This window comes from Microcoleus sp. M2_D5 (genome assembly GCF_036701935.1).
Classification (GTDB): Bacteria; Cyanobacteriota; Cyanobacteriia; order Cyanobacteriales; family Microcoleaceae; genus Microcoleus.
Genome location: NZ_JAUBRP010000032.1, coordinates 43899 through 67745 on the forward strand (window position 1 = coordinate 43899; position 23847 = coordinate 67745).

General features: G+C 44.0%; 17 protein-coding genes. 13 read left to right on the forward strand and 4 right to left on the reverse strand.

The window, feature by feature from the left end; all coding sequences use genetic code 11:
- Positions 1–5: 5 nt before the first annotated feature.
- Positions 6–1517 carry a mechanosensitive ion channel domain-containing protein gene (locus QUA50_RS15395; protein ID WP_333264772.1) on the reverse strand — a complete coding sequence of 504 codons (1512 nt, stop codon included), beginning with the start codon at positions 1515–1517 and terminating at the stop codon, positions 6–8.
- 981 nt (positions 1518–2498) lie between these two features.
- On the opposite strand from QUA50_RS15395, the gene QUA50_RS15400 reads away from it, so the two are divergent.
- Positions 2499–6974: a PAS domain S-box protein gene (locus QUA50_RS15400; RefSeq protein ID WP_333264773.1), complete on the forward strand. Its 4476-nt coding sequence runs from the start codon at positions 2499–2501 to the stop codon at positions 6972–6974.
- A 5-nt stretch (positions 6975–6979) separates the two neighbouring features.
- Positions 6980–8308, forward strand: coding sequence for a response regulator (locus QUA50_RS15405; RefSeq protein WP_333264774.1), 1329 nt, complete (start codon positions 6980–6982; stop codon positions 8306–8308).
- A gap of 352 nt (positions 8309–8660) precedes the next feature.
- On the opposite strand, the gene hpsU is transcribed toward QUA50_RS15405, so the two are convergent.
- Positions 8661–9338 carry a hormogonium polysaccharide biosynthesis acetyltransferase HpsU gene (gene hpsU, locus QUA50_RS15410; RefSeq protein ID WP_333264775.1) on the reverse strand — a complete coding sequence of 226 codons (678 nt, stop codon included), beginning with the start codon at positions 9336–9338 and terminating at the stop codon, positions 8661–8663.
- 55 nt (positions 9339–9393) lie between these two features.
- Between hpsU and QUA50_RS15415 the strand changes: the two genes are divergently transcribed.
- Positions 9394–10326 carry a cation diffusion facilitator family transporter gene (locus tag QUA50_RS15415; protein WP_333264776.1) on the forward strand — a complete coding sequence of 311 codons (933 nt, stop codon included), beginning with the start codon at positions 9394–9396 and terminating at the stop codon, positions 10324–10326.
- 67 nt (positions 10327–10393) lie between these two features.
- Here the strand turns inward: QUA50_RS15415 and QUA50_RS15420 are convergent, their stop codons facing one another.
- Positions 10394–11329, reverse strand: a complete 936-nt coding sequence (locus QUA50_RS15420) for a glycosyltransferase family 2 protein (protein ID WP_333264787.1) — start codon at positions 11327–11329, stop codon at positions 10394–10396.
- Between QUA50_RS15420 and QUA50_RS15425 the strand changes: the two genes are divergently transcribed.
- Complete coding sequence (locus tag QUA50_RS15425; protein WP_333264788.1) at positions 11238–11450, forward strand: hypothetical protein; 213 nt, start codon at positions 11238–11240, stop codon at positions 11448–11450. The two genes, QUA50_RS15420 and QUA50_RS15425, sit on opposite strands and share 92 nt — an antisense overlap.
- 1 nt (position 11451) lies before the next feature.
- Here QUA50_RS15425 and QUA50_RS15430 read toward each other — a convergent pair whose 3' ends face one another.
- The gene (locus tag QUA50_RS15430; protein ID WP_333264777.1) at positions 11452–12423 is read right to left on the reverse strand and encodes a glycosyltransferase; all 972 of its coding nucleotides are present in this window, start codon (positions 12421–12423) and stop codon (positions 11452–11454) included.
- A gap of 147 nt (positions 12424–12570) precedes the next feature.
- On the opposite strand from QUA50_RS15430, the gene QUA50_RS15435 reads away from it, so the two are divergent.
- The 9 genes from QUA50_RS15435 (at position 12571) to QUA50_RS15475 (ending at position 23404) form a co-directional block, all read left to right on the forward strand.
- Complete coding sequence (locus QUA50_RS15435) at positions 12571–12729, forward strand: hypothetical protein (RefSeq protein WP_333299475.1); 159 nt, start codon at positions 12571–12573, stop codon at positions 12727–12729.
- 3 nt (positions 12730–12732) lie between these two features.
- Positions 12733–13305, forward strand: a complete 573-nt coding sequence (cobU, locus tag QUA50_RS15440) for a bifunctional adenosylcobinamide kinase/adenosylcobinamide-phosphate guanylyltransferase (RefSeq protein WP_333264778.1) — start codon at positions 12733–12735, stop codon at positions 13303–13305.
- Between the two features lie 277 nt (positions 13306–13582).
- A complete protein-coding gene (locus QUA50_RS15445; RefSeq protein WP_333264779.1) occupies positions 13583–14005 on the forward strand; it encodes a hypothetical protein in 423 nt (140 codons plus the stop codon).
- A gap of 77 nt (positions 14006–14082) precedes the next feature.
- Positions 14083–16152, forward strand: coding sequence for an AarF/ABC1/UbiB kinase family protein (locus QUA50_RS15450; RefSeq protein ID WP_333264780.1), 2070 nt, complete (start codon positions 14083–14085; stop codon positions 16150–16152).
- A 1224-nt stretch (positions 16153–17376) separates the two neighbouring features.
- Positions 17377–18168 carry a sigma-70 family RNA polymerase sigma factor gene (locus QUA50_RS15455; protein ID WP_333264781.1) on the forward strand — a complete coding sequence of 264 codons (792 nt, stop codon included), beginning with the start codon at positions 17377–17379 and terminating at the stop codon, positions 18166–18168.
- Positions 18158–19318 (forward strand): DUF1822 family protein, encoded by a 1161-nt coding sequence (locus QUA50_RS15460; RefSeq protein WP_333264782.1) that lies wholly within the window; start codon positions 18158–18160, stop codon positions 19316–19318. The genes QUA50_RS15455 and QUA50_RS15460 overlap by 11 nt, the downstream gene beginning before the upstream one ends.
- A 31-nt stretch (positions 19319–19349) precedes the next feature.
- Entirely contained in the window at positions 19350–21212 is a 1863-nt protein-coding gene (locus QUA50_RS15465; RefSeq protein WP_333264783.1) for a CHAT domain-containing protein, read from the forward strand.
- A complete protein-coding gene (locus QUA50_RS15470; protein WP_333264784.1) occupies positions 21209–22315 on the forward strand; it encodes a hypothetical protein in 1107 nt (368 codons plus the stop codon). The genes QUA50_RS15465 and QUA50_RS15470 overlap by 4 nt, the downstream gene beginning before the upstream one ends.
- Positions 22316–22840: 525 nt before the next feature.
- Entirely contained in the window at positions 22841–23404 is a 564-nt protein-coding gene (locus tag QUA50_RS15475) for an REP-associated tyrosine transposase (RefSeq protein ID WP_333264785.1), read from the forward strand.
- Positions 23405–23847: the final 443 nt, after the last annotated feature.

Consider the following 23847-nt stretch of genomic DNA (forward strand, 5'->3'; position numbering starts at 1 on the left):
TTATTTCAAACAGTAAATAAATCTTTTAGCCGTTTTCTCACCCATTCTACAGGATTTTCATCCTCTTCTGCTGCATCTACCAATTCCATTTCTCGCAGTAATTGCTGTCTTTCGCTGAGTTCTTCTTTGTGTTTGACTATTTCTTGAATAATCTGTTCGGATAACTCCGGTCGTTCAGTTAGAACTTTTTGGAAACCTTCTTTATTAATCGCAAACAAAATTGTTTCTTCCAAAGCTCTTACCGAAGCAGTTCTCGGAATTCCCAACATCAAAGAAAGTTCCCCAAAAAACTGACCGCTACCAAGGTTATTCAGATGTTTGTCAATAGCTTCTACAAAAACTTCTACTGAACCTGAAAGAATCATGTAAAAAGCATCTCCGGGGTCGTTTTCGTGAAACAAAAATTCTTGCGGTCGCAGACGTTTGCGGTATCCAACTTCAATCAATTGCCGCAATTCAAGATCGGTCAGATTTTCAAAGTATTCCACCTCTCGCAGCAAACAGCTAAGCGACGATGGCTTTTTGAGTTTTTCTGCAAAACTTGGCGGTTTTTGCTCATTTTCTGAGTAACTATTCGGGAGGTCAATTGCAGTTTCTTTTTTATTGAACATTGACAAGAGAACTTCGGGGTTTTGCAAATAAATTTCTCTGTCATTCAACGGAAATTCGATTTTATGCTGGCGGAAATTGTATTCAATTGCAAAATTTAAAGAACTTTTAATTATTTCTCTTTCAGTCGGCCTGTCTGTCCAAACTAAAAGTTCAAATTTAAAACTATCATCACCAAACTCGACAAACAATACTTTCGGATTCGGTTCGTACAATACTCCAGCTTCTGCGTAAGCAATATTTAACAGAGTTTCTGTCACTAACAGCGGGTTACTATTCTCGGCTACTTCTACGGGAACTCGCAGACAGAGTAGGGAATTTTCGTAACTCCAGTTAACAATTTTGTTGCTAATCATTTTGCTGTTGGGAACAATGACGCTAGAGTCTTCAGTCGTTTGGATGATGGTCGATCGAATCGATATTTTTTTGACGATTCCCATTAATCCTTCTAATTCCACAAAGTCTCCGACTTTCACAGGCCTATCTAAAAGCAGCGTTAAGCCGCTGACAAAATTAGTTGTTAAATCTTGGATTCCGAAGCCAATTCCGACTCCCAATCCCCCCGCAACCACTGCAAAAGAAGCGAGGTTGAAGCCGATGCTTTGGATGGCGACTATCACCCCCAAAGCTACTATTAAATACCCAACAATTACTGCAATAGCTTCCCGGTTTCCCTCGTCAATGCCCAGTCTGACAAGCACGCTTTCCTTAAGAAAGTTCGTAAAAGATCGTGCTATGAGAAGGATAGCGATAAACAATACAATCAGTTCCACGAGTGACTGCAGGGATACAGGATTTTCACCTATTTTAAATAGGGTAGCTGTAAATATTTGCGATATCTGCGTCAATACTTCTTCTGGTATTGTATTCAATTCAAATTCCGGGACTAAGGTTTCTTGTGCGGTCATTTTTAAGGAGAGTAGTAAAAAATAAAGTCCTCAGTACCCAATGTAAAAATCAAATACTGAAGTTGTTATCATAAATTTTAACCTATTTTTAGGGTATAAAAACTTAAGCCGTTACATAGAGATGTTGTTCCTCATACTACGCAGTTATCCCTATTGCCAATTTTTCGGATACCTGGTCTTCGCAGCCCTGCGGTTAGTGTGCCACTTTTTCGCGCTCCGAGAGCCGACTCATCTATTATTAAAGCGCTCTACTAATTTTAGTCAACATTAACTTGATTCGAGTTTATCATACTGTCCACTAATTTTTTTTTCAAGTCCCGTTATCAAGTTAAGCAGGGATTATTCAATGACTCTTTAAGTGGACAAGTCAAATATGTAAGTATTACAATGACTTTAACTGGTGGGAGAGATATTGCTATTACTCTGCCAGTTGTGTCCGTTTTGTGTATATCCAAGTGAAAATTTAACGGATATAGCTAAAATTGATAACATTTCAAGAATACTTGGCATTCTACCTACATGGGGGATAAACTATAACTTAATTGCATTTGTCAATCCGTAATTTTACTTAAGATACTGCTTGTTTAGGAGTGGAAAATTGGCGATTTGAGGGTAAGTGGACATAAATATGGCGCGAGACATGATTGCTCGATCGCCCAAATCTAAGTTCTCCACCCAAAACCTGAGTAAAGGCTGAGCATAATTACTGATTGACAAATGCTTCCCTAGGTTAAGTTGTCATCAATGTTCTACCGATAGGATTGATTACCAATAGAATTGATGAGAAATAGAAATACTTGACGATACATCCGAATAATTAAAAAACATAGTGTCGCAAGGGATACATATCTCGCAGATTGAAAGCCTAACGGTCGCCCTACGGAAGGTTTTCTTCAGTACCCCAATAGGAGAAAACGAAAACCTTGCGATCGCACAATTGGAAAGAAGTTCTAGAATTAAAGCTGAAATCTACGATCTAACATGACCAAATTCCCACCAAAGCAAACCCAACCGCCACTACAAGAGAGCACAACAGCAGAGGTATTGCGACAGGCTCACTTCGAGGCTTTTTTTGCTGCAGCGAATGCCGGACTGATGATTTTAGACCGCCAACTCCGGTACGTCCAAATTAACGAAGCTATGGCCCAGATCAATGGCATTTGTGTGGAAGATCATATTGGTAGGTCGCTGTGTGAAGTGCTGCCAGAATTGGCTGCGAATCTGGGACCAATTTTGCAAGAAATTCTGAATACGGGCAAAGCAATTCTCGATTATGAAGTAGTGGGTGAAACTCCGAGACAACCGGGCATCCTGCGCTACTGGCAAGCATCTTACTATCCTTTGCTGGATGAAAATGACCTGGTTTTTGGTGTTGGTGCCCTTGTGATTGAAATTACAGATCGCAAGCGGGCAGAACAAAAGCAGGCAAGACTGACGGCCATTTTGGAAGCAACTTCCGACTTAGTAGGAGTTTCTGATACGACTGGGCATAGCGTCTATCTCAACAAAGCCGGACAGGAAATGCTGGGGATGTCCCCAGAGGAAGCAGGAGCTTCGTTTAGTATAGATTCTGTGTTAGCTCCCTCAGCAAGGGCAAAATTCCACAACGAAGTAATTCCCACCGCCTTACGAGAGGGCAGGTGGACTGGTGAAACTCTGTTTTTGTCATGCGATGGGGAAGAAATTCCAGTCTCCCAGGTTTTGATCGTTCACAAAACCGCAGCGGGTGAAGTCGAGTTTATCTCCACTATTGCGCGGGATATTCGCGATCGCAAAAAAGCAGAGGAAGAACGGCAATTACTCGCTACAACGATCGAGAACAGCCGTGACTTTATTGGCGTTGCCTCAATGGATGGTCGCCCGATGCTAGTGAATCAGGCTGGTCTGGATTTGGTGGGACTCAGTAGTTTGGACGAAGCCAAAACCAAACACATGAACGACTTTTTCATGGCAGAAGATTTGGACTTTGTACAGCAGTTTATTATGCCTGCAATAATGCAAGAGGGAAGTTGGCGGAGTGATTTCCGCTTCAGACATTTCCAGACAGGTGAACCCATCGCGGTAGATTACACCCTATTTTCGATCGAAGATCCAGAGACTAATGAACCCATAGGAATTGCCACTATTACGCGGGATATTCGCGATCGCAAAATCGCAGAAGATGTCCTGAAACAAAGTGAAGAAAGATTTCGTTCTTTGATGGAAGCCAGCGCTCAAATTATTTGGATCTGCAATGCCGACGGCGAAATGGCGATCGAGCAACCTAGTTGGAGTGCATTTACAGGACAGACATTTGATGATTACAAAGAAGGGGGTGGGATCAAGGCTATCCATCCAGACGATCGCTCGTCTGTGGTTACTGTCTGGTCAACTGCTATTGCTAATCGATCGCTCTATGAAGTTGAATTTCGTATGCGCCGCTATGACGGGGAATATCGCTACATGACTTGTCGTGGTGTACCAATTCTGAACCCGGATGGTTCAATTCGGGAATGGATTGGCGCGAATACAGATATTACCGATCGGTTCCAAGCTGAAGAAGCTCTGCGCCAACAGCAAGCTGCGCTGCGCGATCGCAACGTCTTGCTGAGCTCTATTTTGGAAAGTACGCCAGACATAATTGTGGTTAAAGACCGGGAAGGGCGATATGTTGCCCTTAATTCCGAGGTCGCAAAATCCTTTTACGGTAGACCCATTGAGGAAATTATCGGTAAAGATGATTCGGAACTGCTTCCTCCGGCTGCAGCCGTTGCAATAATGGCAAAAGACCGCGAGATCGTGGAAGCAGGCATTACTGAAACCTACGAAGAAGAGGTTTTCAATGGTAAAGAGAATACTTCTTTTTTAACAACAAAAGCCCCTTGGCGGGACGCTCAGGGCAATATTATCGGCCTGATCGCCATAGCGCGAAACATTAACGATCGCAAACAAATGGAAGCAGAGTTGCGCGATCGCAATGCACTGCTAAACTCGATTTTGGAAAGTACACCCGACTTCATTGTCGTTAAAGACCGGGAAGGGCGTTATGTTACCATTAACTCCAATTTGGCAAACTTCTTAGGCAAGCCAGTTGAGGAAATCATCGGCAAAGATGATTTAGAATTAATGTCGCCTGACAGTGCGCGTGAACTTATGGCAAAAGATCGCCACATCATGGCAGCAGGAATCACAGAGATTTACGAGGAAGATATTTCTTCTCATGATGAAAGCCCTACGACCTTTTTTACTACAAAGGCTCCTTGGCGGGATAATCAGGGCAATATCCTCGGCATCATTGCAACAACACGAGATATTACCGATCGCAAACAAGTAGAGCAAACACTCCGTCAAACCCTAGAAATACTGGACTTAGCCAGCAATAGTATCATTATTAGGGATATGGATGACCGCATCATATACTGGAACCAAGGTGCAGAAAAGCTCTATGGTTGGACAAAAGCCCAAGTAGTCGGGCAGTACATTCACACATTCCTGGAAACAGTCTTCCCTAAACCATTAGAAACCGTATTGGCAGAGTTTTTCGAGCAGGGAAGTTGGGAAGGAGAACTGCAGCACACCACCAGCGATCGTCGGCAGATTATTGTGGCAAGTCGCTGGACATTGCAGCGCGATGGGGAAGGAAAGCCTTGTGCCCAACTGGAAATTAATAATGACATTAGCGATCGAAAACTTGCCGAAGAGGCTATCAAACAAAGCGAAGAACGCTATCGTTCGCTAATAGTTGCCACATCCCAAATTGTCTGGACAGCGGATGCTGAAGGAAGATGCCCGGATCTACCGAGTTGGAGAGCTTACACCGGACAAACCGAAGCTGAGGTAATTGGTTTTGGCTGGCTAGATGCAATTCACCCGGACGATTGCGAACGAACCAATCAAGTCTGGCTCGAAGCAGTGCAAACGAGAAGCCTGTATGACATAGAATACCGAATGCGCGGAGTGGATGGAAACTATCGTTATTTCCAAGCTAGAGGCGTGCCAATTCTGAATGAAGATGGCAGCCTCCGCGAGTGGGTTGGCACTTGCACCGATATCCACGATCGCAAACAAACAGAAATCGTACAGGCAAAAGCTAAGGAAGCAGCAGAAGCTGCTAGTCGGGCTAAAAGTGAATTTCTTGCCAACATGAGCCACGAGCTGCGGACTCCGCTTAATGGCATCATGGGATACGCGCAGATTCTTCAGCGTTCCAAAGTCTTGAATGAAGAAGAGCGATCGCGCATTGATGTTATTTATCAGTGCGGTTCGCATTTACTAACCTTAATCAATGATATTCTCGATTTGTCGAAGATTGAAGCACAGAAAGTGGAACTAATGCCCACTGATTTTCATTTCCCGGCATTCCTGCAAGGTGTAGCAGAAATGTGTCGCATCCGAGCTGAAATTAAAGGAATTCACTTTCATTTTCCATCAAGCCCGGAACTCCCGATCGGTATTCGTGCGGATGAAAAACGCTTGCGACAAGTGTTAATTAATCTTTTAAGCAACGCTATTAAATTTACGGATGAGGGCAGCGTTACTTTTACAGTCAGTTTTGCAGCCGAAGGAAAAATTCGCTTTGAAATACGCGATACAGGTACCGGCATTGCACAGGATCAACTCCAAGCTATTTTTCAGCCCTTCGAGCAGGTAGGCGATCGCAGACGGCAGACGGAAGGCACCGGATTGGGACTGGCAATTAGCCAAAGGATTGTAGAACTAATGGGCAGTACCATTCAAGTTCAAAGTGAGATTAATGTTGGCAGTATTTTCTGGTTTGATGTTAGTCTGCCTCAAGCCGATGAATGGGTCAAAACGTCTCAAAGCGACCATCGCGGGCAGATTATCGGCATCAAACACCGCCAACCTAAGATTGTGGTTATTGATGACAAATGGGCTAACCGTTCGGTAATTAGCAATTTGCTCAGTCCGATCGGCTTTGAGGTGTTTGAAGCGAACGATGGGCTTGAAGGCTGGGAAAAAATTATAGAAGTGCAGCCTGATTTAATTGTTACCGATTTATTAATGCCCGAACTAGATGGCTTCGAGGTAATTAAGCGGGTTCGAGAATCGGAAAATTTCAAAGACATCATCATTATTGTGTCATCTGCCAGCGTATTTGAAACCGATCAATACAGAAGTTTAGAAGCCGGAGGCAACACCTTTATTCCCAAACCTATTCAGGCAACAGAGCTCCTGCAAAAATTACAACAGTATCTCGATTTGGAATGGGTTTATGAAGCTAATGAAGATCCACAGGCGATCGCATCAGACACCGATGAGCTAATTGCCCCGCCTGCTACACAAATGGAAATGCTATACGAACTGGCTATGAAGGGAAATTTCCTAGAAATAGTTAAGCAGGCGGTATTACTGGAACAAATAGATCCCCAATACATTCCCTTTGCTAAAAGATTGCATCAAATGGCAAAAGACTTTCAAGACGAAGAGATTTTAACGTTTATTCAGTCCTACAAGTAAGGTTTATGAATTCAGAAATTCAAGCAAATGGTACAATCCTTATAGTTGATGACAATTCAGCCAACTTAGGTGTCTTATCTGATGCCTTAAGTCAGGAAGGATTTGAAGTTCGGGTCGCGAAATCTGGAAAGATGGCACTAGAGCGAGTCAAATATGCTCTCCCAGATCTAATCTTGCTAGATGTCATGATGCCAGAGATTGATGGATTTGAAACCTGTCGTCGATTACAGGCTAATCCAGAAACTAAACAGATTCCCATTATATTTATGACTGCGCTCTCGGATACGGCTAATAAAGTTGAGGGGTTTAAGCTTGGGGCTGTAGATTATATTACCAAACCTTTCCAACAGGAGGAAGTATTAGCTCGCGTCAAGCTGCATTTAAAGCTTCATGTTTTAACTGAGAAGTTAGAAGAAAAAAATACATTATTGGAGCAAAAAGTTGTAGAAGTCAGCCAAGCCTATGAAGATTTACAACAACTGCAACTTAAGTTAATTCAAAGCGAGAAGATGTCCGGCTTAGGGCAAATGGCGGCTGGGATTGCTCATGAAATAAACAACCCTATAAATTTCATCTCAGGCAATCTGGGTTATGCCCAAGAGTACGCTCACAACTTACTAAAAATAATACATCTCTATCAAGAAGATTATGTAAATCCAACTCCTCGGATTCAAGCAGCAATGGATGAAATAGAACTGGAATTTGTGGAGGAAGATTTTATCAAAGTTCTTAACTCAATCAACTTAGGAACGCAGCGCATCCAGGAGATTGTTAAGTCTATGCGAATCTTTTCTCGCCTAGATGAGGCAGAGGTGAAATCTGTAAATATTCATGAAGGAATTGATAGTACGCTCACCATCCTGCATCATCGTTTAAAAGCCAAACCAGAGCATCCTGAGATTGAATTAATAAAAAAGTACGGTCAGCTTCCACCAGTAGAATGCCATGCCGGACAATTAAATCAAGTGTTCATGAATATTATTTCCAATGCCATTGATGCTTTAGAGGAATCGAATCAGCAGCGTTCTTTTGCAGAAGTTAAACAACAGAAGAACCGCATTCAAATTGCTACAAAAGTAATTGACGAAAATTGGGTGGCTATTCATATTAGTGACAACGGTCGGGGAGTTTGCGAAAGTTTAAAACCGAAACTATTTGACCCTTTTTTTACCACAAAACCTATCGGTAAAGGAACTGGGTTGGGGCTATCTATCAGTTACCAAATTATAGTTGAAAAGCATGGGGGCAGATTATACTGCCAGCCTGGATTAGGAAAGGGAATAGAATTCGTCATTGAAATTCCTATTCGCCAGCAAGCTTGTAAAGCTGCTTAGGAATGAGAATTAAATAACTTCGACAAGTTTGTGGGATGGGCGTCCCGCCCGTCCTTTTTGGACGGGCGAGACGCCCATCCCACAATAACAATTAAAATTGTAAATAATACCATTTCTCTAAAGTCATGCAACACTCTTTGACCCCTCCTAACCCCCCCTTGCTAAGGGGGGGAATAAGAATACTGTTGCATTCTTTTTTTAAATTGGTATTATTTAATTCGCGCTCCTTAGTTCCCGGTACAATGTCTCTTAAGCTGTTGCGCGTTTAAATTGCATATTCGGGACGTTGCTCCGAGCAACGTCCCACAATAATTTGAGTGATTTTTGACACACAATTTAAATGGAGAACAGCTTACGAACTTGTGTTGATTTCTCGCTGACAGCGGGGACGACAAGGTGTTCCTGTGCAAATAAAGCCTGCAGGCATATTTTTAAAGACGCTGCTGCGAGCTCCAATTAAGGCATTTGCACCGATTTCGACATCAGGGCCAATGAAGCAGTCGGCGGCAATCCAAACGCCGTTGTTAATAGTAACAGGTGCTGTTATTAAGCCAAAGGCGGGGTTTTGAGGGTCGTGAGTGCCGGTGCAGAGGTAGCTTTTTTGAGAAATGACGCAGTGTTTGCCGATCGCAATTCGATCCAGACTGTACAATACCACATCATCTCCGATCCAACTGTAATCGCCGATGGCAATTTTCCAAGGATAGGTAAAACGAGCCGTGGGGCGGATAATCGCACCGCGACCTATTTTCGCTCCAAATAACCGCAGCAACCCCCTTCTGATGCAATTAAAAGGGTGTGGAGTGAGAGGAAATGCGATCGCCTGCACGAACCACCACAGCAAAATTAGCCAACCAGGCCTTCCCCGATCGAACTTCGATTGGTTGTACAACCGCAAATCAACCAAAGATTCCCCTGTCAAAGTATTTGGCTGATTGTCGCTAATTGGACGATCGTTTATTTCAGGATTTGGGGAATTTGCGGTCGAATTTTCCGGATATTGGTGCGGATTTGGTATATAATCGGTCATTGATAGTTAATTTAATGTTTAATTTAAAATCGAGTTTAACCTTAAGGACTGCTGCATGACATTTCCAGTTAGGAACAATTTTGAATCTGAAAACGCCAAGGATATCGCACAAGGCGAAAATACAAATCCCAGACTTGGCAAAGTGCGACTTTTACAAACAGCATTGGTACTGCTTAGCAGCTTTTTTGTAGCAGAGTTAATCGCCGCACTTAATTCTCATAGTTTGTCCCTCTTAGCAGATGCGGGTCACGTTTTTTCAGATGTAGCAGCTTTAGCAATAACTTTAACCGCGACTTGGTATTCGTCACTAAAAAGAAGTAAATCGGTGGATTGTGCGATCGAATTGAGATCGGATACTATTGTTAAGAACAGGCAAGATGCCTGTTCCACAAACAGTGAGTCTTCTAGTGGGGTGGGCATCGGCACTATTGTTAAGAATAGGCAAGATGCCAGTGAAGCGAACAGTGAGTCTTCCTGTGGGGTGGGCATCCTGCCCGCCCGCCCAGAAATTATTGCTGCTTTAATTAATAGTATCAGTTTAGTAGCGATCGCCCTGTGGATTGCCGCCGAGTCGATCGCCCGTTTGCAGTCCCCAACACCCGAAGTAGAAGGGCTCCCGATGTTAATTACTGCCATAGTCGGTTTAAGCATCAACTCGATCAATGCTTGTTGCTTGCATTCCTGCTGTCACGGCGACTTGAATCTCAAAAGCGCCTTTCTGCACGCAGTCGCCGACATATTTTCATCGGTTGGAGTCATTATAGCTGCGATCGCCGTAGCGTGGCTGCACTGGAATTGGGCTGACGGCTTAATTAGCTTGCTGGTATCAGCATCAATTATTTTATTAACTCTACCATTGCTAATCGAAAGCATCCAATTGCTGCTGGGAAAAGTATCAGCAATATCCGCCAGTCAACAGCCTTGCGATTGCGAAAAAGTGAGCGCCGAAAAATTGCTTTTTCCATCCCTCGAAGAACTGATTAAATGAAAATGTCTCCAGCCACTCGCTATGGGCTGGCTTTCCTAATTCCCAATTCCCCCATGCTTCCCAAATATTAAGGCAATTTCACTTCTGTCTCTTGACTGATAACTACTGGCGGCGACAGAGTATGCTCGGATTCTGCCACATTCAACTGACCGCCACAACAACGCAATTCGTAAAGTTTTGCATTAATTTGATACTCATATTGACTCAATAACCTTGCATAAATATAGCCAGCTTTGCCATCTAAAAAGCCGAGCTGAATGAAGTAAAATAAAATAAATCTGAGCATGGGTTTAAACGGCAGCCGCACCCAAACTTTTTTGAGAAAGCGTTTCCGCTGGACTGCATCTCCAAATAAGTGAGCGCCAATAGTGCCGCTGTCGTCGCGCCCTTCAATAATATTGTAATAAACGCGAGCTTCCCAATTAGAATAGCGGTTGTGCCGTTCTATCCAGTGAAATAAATCGCGGTAATCCTCGTGGATCATGTCATTTTTTAAGTAGCCGACTTGACCCGCTAAAATTACGTGTTCGTGAACTTCGTTGTCGCCAGTATTGGGGACTGATTCAGTGCCGAGGTTTTCGTAACGTCCTTTTTGATGCTTGAACAAACGCAAATTCCAGTCTGGATATCGGCCGCCGTAACGCAGCCACTGACCTAAAAAGAAGACTTTGCGGTTGAGGTAGTAACCGTCAAAATTGGGGTCTTCGATCGCCTGCGCGATTTCGTCCCAAAGTTCCGGGGGAATGCGCTCGTCGCAATCGACAATTAATACCCATTCGTTGCGAAATGGCAGGTTGTCCAATGACCAATTTTTCTTTTTCGGCCAGCGGTTGTCGAAGTAGAATTGCACTACTTTTGCGCCGGTGCTGATGGCAATTTCTACGGTGCGATCGCTGCTTTGGGAATCAACCATGAAAACTTCATCCGCCCTAGCAATGCTGGCCAGACACGCTGGTAGATTAAGTTCTTCGTCTTTTGCCGGAATGAGAACTGAAACCGGAATCTTGGATGAACTAGATGTCATAATCGAGTGCTTGAACCTGAATGCGGTCGAGTTTTGGTGGATGAAGTGCGATCGGCACAGCAGGGCCGACGACTTTAGCAGCGAGGGATATTGCCTATAGCCTAATGCCTGCTGGTCGATTTCGGTGCAAAAATCAGGCCGCGGATGGCTGCGCTCAAATAACCAATTTGACCCCAGGCAAAAACGAAATTTTCAAAGCGCAGCCCTGGATCTCTAATATATTTAAAAGACTTCCAGACACCCCTCAAGATTCTTTCACCCCCCCGCCCAAGCTGAGCAATACCGGCTCGATCGGACAATTGTTCGCGATAACACTCGCTGATGCCTTGCCACCAGCCGCGCTGTAGAAACCAAGCTTTGTTGAGCCTTTCTGTCGCGACATGGTGAAGCACCAGGGCCTCCGGTAGATAAACTACTTGCCAACCTAACTCTAAAGCTAATTCTGTGGCCCGCAACTCTTCATTTGACAGCAACTTTTTGCCGACTCTACCGAGTTTGACATCGAAGCCGCCAATTTGTTCGAGAAAAGCGCGCCGGATTGAGTAGTTTACCCCCCTGGGAGTCAAACCGGCAGCAGTCACGTACAGACAAGTATTGCCTAAATCGTATTCTCCCAAGTTCTGGGCCAATCCGGGTGACAGCCATTCGGGCGGGCTGACTCCACAGGGCCAGAGCAAATTGACTTTGCCACCGGCTACGGCGAGTTGTTGATTGCTTTGATAAGCGCTGTGGAGCACCCTAAGCCAATTCGGCTCAGCAATAGCGTCGTCGTCGAGATAAGCCAATATTTCGCTGCCAGCTTCCTTTGCGCCGGTGTTCCGGGCCACTGACAGACCGATTTCGGGTTCCCACACGTACTTGAGGCGCCGATCGCCCTGTCTTGCTTCTACCACCTCGCGGGTGCGCGAAATCGAACTTTCGGGGCTTGCATAATCGCTAGAAGCGTTATCCACTACTACTACTTCAAAGTTGTCGGGAAAATCCTGTACCAGCAAGCTGTCGATCGCCCCACCTAAATAGGCGGCGCGATTGTGGGTGCAAATAATCGCTGATATCTGAGGACGATCTGGCATAAATAACAGCTTGGGAAATACGGGGGTTCTCGATCGACTTACTCTGATATTGTCTCATCAATGCTATTATCGCTTAAAAAGCATTTGGTAGTTGGCAGTTTAAATCATAATTGGTAATTGCTAATTGGGAATTGGCCATTGGGAATTATGTTTAATCCTTTGTATGTTACCCTGCCCAAAGAAGGGAGACAAGCCCGCGACATTAGTCGCCAGCCGCCCAAAAAATTTAACCAAACTTCTATCTCCCAAAATCATTTGTTGTGGAGTAAATCTCAAATCTCAAATCTCAAATCTCAAATCGACTGACTAATGACTAACTCAGAACCCACCACATCGAGACAATTAATCTTAGTAACTGGGCCGGCCCGAAGCGGCAAAAGTGAATGGGCCGAAACTCTGGCGGCGGGTTCGGGAAAACAAGTAATTTATGTGGCTACCGGCCGGGTTGATGAAACGGATTTGGAGTGGCTGCGTCGCCTCGAACAGCACCGAAATCGCCGCCCTGTTGATTGGAAAACTCTAGAAGTGCCGATCGAATTATCGGCAGTCGTGCAAGCCGGCAAGCCCTCAGATTGCTTGTTGATTGATTCCCTGGGAACTTGGACGGCAAATCTTTTGGAAGAAGAAGCTGCTGTTTGGGCGAGTGTGCAGCAAGATTTGCTCGCCTGTTTGAAGTCGGCGGCGGCTGATGTAATTTTGGTAGGGGAAGAAACCGGATGGGGTGTTGTGCCTGCTTATCCGGCGGGGCGACTGTTTCGCGATCGCCTCGGCACTCTCGTGCGCCACATCGGGGCGATCGCCGATAATGTTTATCTCGCCACCGGAGGTTACGCCTTGAATCTAAGAGCTCTTGGTACCCCGCTGCCGCCTTTGAAAAATTAACACTATGGGGATCGATCGACAAGGGAGAAAAAATATCGGTTTCCCGAACGACAATTTTAACTGAAAATCAGGTATGATTTTAACTAAGATTGAAAACTCAAGAGTCACATAAATTAGTCAAAAAACATACTCCCTAGGGCCAACCGCACAACAATTTGACATGAGGAATAGCCGATTTTTGAAATTATGTAAAAGATAAAATGTCTCTTAAGAAAGAGTGCTAATTTCAAATTAAAAGTCTAAAATAATCAATTAGTTGAAGGGTTGACTAAAAGTTATGGCATCAGAGAGTGAAGTAAGAAAATATATTGCTTACTGGTTTCAGTTAGGCAAAAAAGTATTAATTCGCAACGGTTCCGAAGCGCTGCAGCCCAAATCGGTAAATGCGGGCGATCGCTACAGCACCGAATTTGAAGAGTGCTGGCAAAAAATTATCTCCCGCGACAGCGGAGACTGTTACCTCGAAGGCACAAACGAAACAATTGCCCAACTGCTGACGCCAGCTTGGGAAATCAGTCCCTGCGCGCGCTGCGCGATGCCCGTAGTGTTCAAACAAACCGGAATGCCCCCGGAGTTTTGTCCCTGTAACGACTTACCGAACTGGCCCGATACCGAAATGCCCCAACCTCGATCGCCCGTCAGCAGCCAATCGCAACTATCAGGCATTCGCGATCGACTCCAAAGATCCAGCGGCGAGTAAGTATATAAGAAGGAAGAAGGGTCTTCTTCCTTAAATTGTTACAATATATTTACAATGCTTCACACTAGGTCTGATTTATGAATGTCAAGACAGTATCGCCAGCCTCCCCGCAAACTTATACGAATTCAGGGACTCAGGCTGTACTAAGCAATCTCCAAGATGCAAACACCATTCCCCTGCAAGCAGTACCAGTATCACTAGAGACCGATCGCGTAACGGACGATCGGCTCAAATCAGCCAGAGACATAGCTTTTGAGTTAGCCGGAGATGCTGTTCGGTACGATCCAGTGGCGATCGCAGCCCAGTACCGAAATCGACCTCTACAAGTCTGGGGAAGGCTGTCGAGCGTTGTTTGGACATTTTTTAGCTTTGCCTTCAGTGTGTGGTTCGACGGCAAAACAGGTCGTACCGCCACCAACCAAAAGCGCCGCGCCGTCCGACTGCGGGAAATTCTGGGTCAACTCGGCCCAGCTTTCATCAAAATCGGACAAGCACTCTCAACACGGCCCGACTTAGTACCGCCAGTATATTTAGAAGAACTTACAACGCTGCAAGACCAATTGCCAGCATTTCCCAACGAAGTAGCATATCAATTCATCCAAGAAGAATTGGGAGCCCACCCCAAAGACATCTACGCAGAAATCAGCCCCGATCCGATCGCAGCAGCATCTCTCGGACAAGTCTACAAAGGCAAACTCAAAACCGGAGAAACAGTCGCAATCAAAGTCCAGCGACCGGGTTTAGCCGAGAACATCGGCTTAGATATCTACATCCTGCGGCGCGTTGCAGTTTGGGCACAAAACAACTTCAAAATAATTCGCAGTGACCTCGCAAGCATTATGGACGAGTTGGGCGAGCGCATTTACGAAGAAATGGACTACACCCACGAAGGTCAAAATGCCGAACGGTTTGCCCAACTATACGGCCACATCAAAGACATTTACGTTCCCAGCATCTACTGGGAATATACCCGCCGCCGCGTCTTAACAATGGAGTGGATCACCGGCATCAAACTCACGAATTTAGAGGCCGTGAAAGCTCAAGGAATCGACGCTCCTTACTTAATTGAAGTGGGGGTGCAGTGCTCTCTCAGACAACTTCTAGAACACGGTTTCTTTCACGCCGACCCGCATCCCGGCAATCTTTTGGCAACTCCTGACGGTCAATTAGCTTATCTCGATTTCGGGATGATGAGCGAAGTTAAACCTTATCAGCGATACGGATTGTTGGAAGCTGTGGTGCATTTGGTGAACCGCGACTTTGAAGGTTTAGCAAAAGATTATGTCAAGTTGGAGTTTTTAACGCCCGATACGGATTTAACGCCAATTATTCCAGCTTTGGCGGGCGTATTTAACAATGCTTTGGGTGCTAGCGTTGCCGAACTCAATTTCAAAAGCATTACTGACGAACTTTCGGCGGTGATGTACGAATATCCTTTCCGGGTTCCAGCTTACTATGCTTTGATTATTCGATCGCTCGTTACCTTAGAAGGGATTGCCATTAATGTCGATCCAGAATTCAAAGTGCTCAGCAAAGCCTATCCTTACGTAGCAAAACGGCTGTTGAGCGACCCCGCACCGGAATTGAGAGCATCCCTGCAAGATTTGCTGTTCAAACAAGGCGAATTCCGCTGGAACCGCTTAGAAAACTTGCTCAACAATGCCCGCGAGAGCGAGGATTACGATGTGAGCAAACTCTTGAACCAAGCATTAGAATATTTATTTTCCGAAAGAGGAGATTTCATTCGCGATCGTATTGTCCTGGAATTAGTCAAAAGTCTCGACACACTTTCCAGCAACGCTTTTGCTAACGCCAAAGCTGTAGTCGGCGAATGGTTTGGAGTCAAGGCAAACCAACCTGTGGTTTCACCAACTGAACAAAAAAACTTAGAACACATCAAGCGGATTTGGGATATTTTGCAATCAACTCCGGGTTTTGACGGGATGAAAGTCTTGCAGCTACTTCCGCAGTTGTTGGTGAAACCCCAAGTGCAGAATATGGGGCAGAAAGTAGTCGGCGGTTTAGCTCAAAGAGCAGTTGCTAGGGTTATTCGCGAGTTTTTGCTTTCGCAGGAACCGGATGCGATTCCCGTGAATGGAAGCTATGCTAAAACTTCGCCTCAGTTGTCTTTACCTGCGGCGAAGTAGTTATATCATGTCAGGTGAATTGACCGTAATTCCTGTAGGGGCGGGTTCACCAATATCTACAATAGAAACGAGAGATTCTGTAAACCCGCCCCGGCTTTTGAGCGTGGTCGATCGACTATGATATTAAATTGGGAGATTGGGATGTTTTTTGACCGCAGATATTAGCAGATAAACACAGATGAACGCAGATGGAATTCCGTCTGCGTTATTTTAATTAAGCTTGAATCCTTTAGCGGCTAATTGTTGGCGCAGACTTTGGATTATTACGCGGTAGAGAGTATTTTTACCACTATTGGTACTAGATTGGCGCTGTTGTTCAATATATGCTGTACGCTTTTGAGATAAGTCGCGGATGGTCTTTTTAATCGCCTCTCTTTTGGTTTTATTTCCAGCTACTTATGCTCTCTTTTATGTTAGGAATGAGAATTAAATAACTTCCACTCTTGAAAGTGGGATGGGCCTAAGAGCCCGTCTTTTAAGGACGGGCTCTTAGGCCCATCCCACAATAACAATTAAAATTGTAAGTTATTTAATTCGCGATCCTAAATCTGCTCCTGATGCCCAAAGTTGTCGCTCCTGACTTTCCGCTGAACCACAGTAGATTGTATTAACGAGTGTATCTCCTTTGACACCGAGATTGACCGATTGATTCCCAACTATTTGGCCTCGCTCGAATGGTTCATTTCCGGCAATAAAAATCACGCGAAAATCTTCCTGATTTTTACTCTAGTTTAATTCTTGCATTGCTGAACGAATTACCCAGCCAGCATATTCTTGATCGGGATTTTCCAAGGTGGTACCCGCCACGTGATTTATCCGTGGAATCAATCCCAAATCTCAAATCGAAAATCCTCAAGAAAGAGCATTGATCCGTGGGGTAGCCTCTAAAATCTCAAATCGAAAATCTCAAATCGATTGGCAAACACTGGGTGAAAGCACGGAACTACGGGTGTTTTGGGGATTTAAGGACGATCTTACGCACGGGTGGTCATAAACCGGGTTTTTCGCAGAATACTTCGTTACAAACCTGCATAAATCGCAAAAACCCGGTTTATGCAGGTTTTGATGCGTCTTAACAAAAATTCACATCTAATTCAACTGCCCAATCCACCGCACAGCAAGACTTTCAACCATCCTCTGAAAAAAAATTCTGAATTTCGCATAAATTCCTCCAACTTACCCTGATAAATAAATGTAGGAACAAAGTTGCGGCCGCACTTAACTATGACTGATAAATCCAACCCCTCCGAGGGGGAAGACCACTTATCCGAGGAAACCGATGCTGTTGGGTGCTCAGTAAAATCGGAAAAGTTCGATCGAGATCCCGCACACCAGCAAATCGTCGAACTCGTCACCAAAGCTTGCCAGCATCCCCCCGGCAGTATCCAGCGAGGTCGTTTCTTGCATCGACTGATTCTAGAGATTCTCAAATCGGGCAAACTCTGGAAAGAACACACACCTTACTACAAAGAGGCACTGAACAAGACATGGATCTATCTGTCTCGGAATTTATGTGAAGCTACCACAGCAAAACGACCTTACGATCCCGAAGAAAGCCTGATTACGACTTGGTTAAATCCCTATCTCCAAAAGCGACTGTTAGATTATCGCCTTGCCCAACAAAAAGAACAGCAAAAACAAAAACCCCGTCTAATAGTGTCCTTAGAAGGAGAACAAGACGAAGAAAATGTCAATTCAATTGAAAAAATACCAGCAGAAGCTGATTCAATTTTCTATGTGGAAGAAGTTATAGAATGGATAGAAACCGATCCCAATAACGAGTTGAAAAGCAGACACATTAGAGGCAAACCTCAGATAAATTGCCAAGTTTTATTGCAGCGTAAATGTTTGTACGGTCAAAGTTTTAAAGAACTCGCAAAAGAGTTTGGTTGCGCGCATTCTACTTTATATCAATTGTTCAACAATGACTGCCGTTATCTGCTGCAAAAATTTTGCGAAGACCAAGGATATCAAACTTTAAATATACCAGGAGTGTACCAAAACAATGAACCATAACAACCTTTGGGAAATCGAATCTTTGCCAATGCCAATTACTCAGAAGGCACTGCAAGTTGCTCAGCAGTTTGCCACCCAACAGCGCCACCCGCAAAGGCACGAGCAAGTTTATCTCAATACTTTGGCAGTGCTGGCAGTTCGCGATTATCTAAAAATCATCGATATTGAGACTGACTTGACTGAATGCGATAGCTGGAATCCCGTAATTCGCCTGTTTGCAGATGCGGGAGATTTGTATGTTAAAGGATTGGGAAAAGTCGAATGCCGTCCGCTTAAAAATCGACATCAAACTCAAGAAACTGGCAACCAGAATTCATCTGCACATCCGGCTGAGATTTGCCCAGTGCCGGTGGAAGCAAGGGCAGAACGCATTGGCTATATTGCTGTAGAAATTGATGAGGAGGAAAAGGAAGCGAGATTGCTTGGTTTTTCTCCCAATGCGGATGCGGGGGAATTAGTATTGAGCGAATTGCATTCCCTGGATGATTTTTTAGGGCATCTAGAACATTTGTTGGAATCTAAAATTAACCTCAGTCAGTGGTTGATGAATGTATTTACGGCTGATTGGCTGCCTTTTGAAGCGGTATTTGACCAGCAGACACAAACTTCTCAGGTGGAGATTAAAAATCCGGTTGAATCTCAGTTAGGCAATTGGTGGCAAAATTTTGTAGACAGATGTTTGCAGCAATTGGAGCGAGGTAAACAAAATTTAAAAAATTTGATTTCCCCTGACGAAACCCCCAGTTTTGCATTACGAGGAGGTGGAAATTCGAGAGAAGAATCTGCGTTACAGGGCAGTCAAAGTAGCATCAATAGGTTTCCCGAAGCCGATGTCACGCGGGCTAAGTTAATTGACTTGGGAATGCGGCTGGGAAGGACAACGGTGGCTTTGTTGGTGGCGATTGCTGAAGAGAGCGATCGCACTGTCAGAGTGCACGTTCAACTGCATCCGGCGATCGGAGAACGTTACCTGCCCCAGAATATTAAACTTTCCTTAATCTCCGACATCGGTAAAAATCTAACCGAGTCACAATCAAGGATTCAGGAGAGGTACATTTTGCTGAAGGATATTGAGGTCGATCGAGACGAGAGTTTTAGTATTCGAGTAGCTTTAGATGATTTCAGCGTCACAGAAAATTTTGTGGTATGATATCTCGATTAACTCTATTCGCGTCTAATTTATGAGCTTAAGATTTATCTTGGGTTTAGGGATTGGGGATTTACACAAGGGTTTTCCCGACATCACGGGGGAGTTTCAAGAAAACCAAACAACTGTTCATAAATTTAAAGGAAGTTTGCCACCAGCCCCGGAAGTTGACGATCTGCAAAAAAGATGGCAACTTATTTGTCGTGCGGGAAAATCTAGCAACATCCTTTCTAGAATTAAAGTTAAGGCTACAGGGACAACCAATATTTGTGAAGATAATCCTCAATTGATCTATCAATATTTGAATGAATCTATGAGGCTGTGGCTGAGTAGTGAGGAGTTTTATGCGGGAATTGAGCATAATTTTAGAAATGTAGTTGATGCGTTTGGTGGTCGAGATCGGTGCTTTGAAGTATTTCTCGAAATCAAAGATTCGGAAAATTGGCATCTGCCTTGGGATGCGTGGAAATTTCGCGAAGATTACAAAAACTGTGAAATAATTAAAAGTCCGTCCCAGTATAGAAAAGCTCTCAAAAAGGCAACTACAGGCGGAATGCCTCTGCCTTCGCGAGGTAGAATTTTATGTGTCTCCGGTAATAGTGACGGACTCGATCTGCGACAAGATGAGAAAAGTCTTCAAATGTCTTTTGGCGATCGCTGCGAGTTAGAATTTATTCAACAACCAACCCCTCAACAGTTGCGCGATCATCTTTCACAGGATGAAAAAAACTGGCAAATTTTATATTACGGCGGACATAGCGATAGCAATTCTGCTAATGGATGGCTCCAGATAAATCAAGGAGATTGCGATAATACTGTCACAATAGACTATTTAAAAGAGGGGTTGGAAAAATCAATTTTTCAAGGATTGGAGTTGCTAATTTTAAACTCTTGTTCTAGCCTCCAATTGGCAGCAGATTTAGTGGCGGGAGGCTTGCCTTTACCGTCAATGATTGTGATGCGTGCGCCGATACCAGATAAAATTGCTCACGATTTTGTTAAGTCTTTATTCGGATATTTAAGCAAAGAATATCCTTTGTTTTTAGCAGTACGAAAAGCTAAGGATTATTTACAGAAGTGGGAATCTGACTTTCCCGGCGCGAGTGCGATACCTGTGCTCTGTCAGCAGCCAACTTTTGAGGGGTTGACTTTACTGCAATTAAAGCGCGATCGCCCTTTGATGGCTGCTGCGGATGATGTAGTGGACGATCGCCCAAACAACGATATCTCTATTTTTATTTCTAATTTGATGCAGCGCCTGGGAATCGGTTTAGCTACTACCGCTAGCAGTTATATGTTAATCGGCCCGATACTTGCCCCAGTTGCTAATCAAATTGGCATGGAAAACCACCGTCAAAATAAACCTTTAATTGCGAAAAATTTCTACAAATTAGCTAGTTTAATTAACCTTAATTATGCACAGCCTTACTATAATTTAGCTATGTTGTGCGACGAATTGAATGACGATCGCGGTGCGTTAGAGGCAATGCAAAATGCTGTATTGCGAGGACTTCCTGATGCTTCTGCTCAAATATCTAAATTATTCATTCGCAAGGATAAACATCAAGCAGCTTTAAAAGCGATCGACCTTTGTTTAGAGCACGCTAAACACGACGGAGTAAAAGCTGCTTGTCTCAAAAATCGCGGCTGGATACGGTTCAAAGAACAGCAGTATGACGATGCAGAGATAGATTTTAAAACAGCAATTGGATTGACAGACAATAGCCCTGAAGCTCACTGTTTTTTAGCACGGGTTATGGAAACTAAAGGTAAGCCCCATCAAGCGTTAGAACACTGGCAAAAAACGATTAAATATTCTAAATCTAGCGTACCAGAACAAGAGCAATGTATCCAAAGCGGTAAACAACATTTACGAAGAAAAGGAAATATCAAGTGAAAATCAGGATTGCAACTTTTATAGCTTTAAGCTCGATCGCAACTACCGCACTAGCAGCCAGTAACAGAATATCCAACGGACTGATTATCCACAGTAGCGGGGAAGTTGCGATCGAGCGCCAAAACGGGCTAATTGTCCGCCCTACCAGCGGTACGCCGATTTATCCGGGAGACACACTGCGAACCGCACAAAACGCACAACTGACGATCCAATGTGCAGATTTGGGAATTAAGTCGATCGCAGGGAGTGAAAATCAATTGAATAGCTGTTTGTTAGCTAAAGAAAAGTCTAAATCTGATTGCAGCGAGGACTTGGTTAAATGTCCCGATCGCGGCGACGGTAAAATTGCTTGGAATAGCGCGCCAATTCCTTATATTATCAGTCCGCGGCGCACGAAATTGCTCGACAGCAAGCCAATTTTGCGGTGGAATCCGGTTGCTGGTGCGACTAGCTATAAGTTGAGCCTCCGGGAAAATGGAGCGAAATTAAACTGGGAAATGACTGTTAGCGGTACTGAGGCTGTGTATCCGGGGGAACCGGCGCTGAAACCGGGTGTTAGGTACCGATTGATTGTCGAGGCGAATACAGGTGCTTCATCGGAAAGCGCTGTTGGGGAGGGGGATATCGAGTTTAGCTTGCTGGATGAGAAACAAGTTGAGGCTGTTAAGGATGCGGTTGGGGCGATCGACAAACAAGTACCTAACGAAAACGCCAAAAAATTAGCAATTTCTAGCGTTTATCTTAACACAAACTTGATTGCAGAAGCAAGAGAAATTTTAGAAAATCTACAAAAAGCAGGAGTGGAAACACCGCCAATTAATCGCACGTTGGGCGATTTGTATCTGGAAAAGCTACAACTGGTTCCCCAGGCTGAAGTCTACTATTCCAAGGTGATTAATGCGGCGAAACCTGACGATATTGAGGAGTTGACAGCCGCTAGATACGGATTGGGGCAAGTTCATTCAGCGATGAGAAATAATCTGGAAGCTATGAAATATTTGCGAATGGCAAAAGATGGATATACAACGTTGGGAGATTTGCCAATGGTGGAAAAAGTAGAGAAGCAATTGCGAGATTTGCAAAGGAGGGAAGAGAGGAAATAGTAAATTGTTGATGAATGTACGATCGCAATAATCAAAATTCGTAGGGGCGGGTTCGCCAGGGCTCTTGTCACCCACAAACAATTTTAATAAACCCGCCCTCACCCAACACATAACCCCAAACAACATCCCCGCCACCGGGTTAAATTCAATGAATTATTAATATTTGGGTGGGGGCGGGTTTTTACGATTTGTCGTTGGGTGTCATATATTTCGGTGAACCCGCCCCTACAGGATTGTGATATTGTAATTTATTGGTAGATGAATGTACGATCGCAATAACCAAAATTCGTAGGGGCGGGTTCGCCAGGGATATTGTCACCCACAAATAATCTTTATAAACCCGCCCCCACCCAACCAATAACCCCAAATAACATCAATTTATCTGGTTAAATTCAATGAATTATTAATATTTGGGTGGGGTGGGGGCGGGTTTTTACGATTTGTCGTTGGGTGTCATATATTTCGGTGAACCCGCCCCTACGGGATTGTGATATAATATTCGATATTTTATTGATTACAAAAAAAATGAAATACAATCCCGATATCCATCATCGCCGTTCTATTCGTCTACCAGAATATGATTATAGCCAACCAGGTGCATATTTTGTGACAATTTGTATCTGGCAACGTCAGTGTTTATTAGGTGACATAGAACAAGGGAATATGCTATTAAGCCGTTACGGTGAAGTGGTTGACTTTAATTGGTTTAATCTCAAGACCGTATATCCTCATATTGAATTAGATTCTTTTGTGATTATGCCGAATCATATTCATGGAATTATTCTCATAAAAAATCTGGATAAACGTCACGGCTTATCGGAAATTGTGAGAGGCTTGAAAACATTTTCTTCCAGTCGGATCAATCAACTGCGTCGTGTTTCAAGAATCCCTGTATGGCAAAGGGGTTATTATGAACATATTATTCGTAATGAGACAACGTTTGCAAAAATTCAGGAATATATTATCAACAATCCGTATAAATGGGGAACCGATGAAATGCACCCATCTAAAAAATTTTACAACTCCCATAAAATTAATATTAAATTAGACAACAAAAATGTATTATTGATGAATCTACGATCGCAATAACCAAAATTCGTAGGGGCGGGTTCGCCAAGGATCTTGTCACCCACCAACAATTTTTATAAACCCGCCCCCACCCAACCAATAACCCCAAATAACATCAATTTATCTGGTTAAATTCAATGAATTATTAATATTTGGGTGGCGCGGGGGCGGGTTTATACGATCCGTCGTTGGGTGTCATATATTTCGGTGAACCCGCCCCTACGGGATTGTGATATTGTAATTTATTGGTAGATGAATGTACGATCGCAACAACCAAAATTCGTAGGGGCGGGTTCGCCAGGGATTGTGTCACCCACAAATAATCTTTATAAACCCGCCCCCACCCAACAAATAACCCCAAATAACCAAAATTCGTAGGGGCGGGTTCGCCAGGGATTTTGTCACCCACAAATAATTTTTATAAACCCGCCCCCACCCAACCAATAACCCCAAATAACATCAAT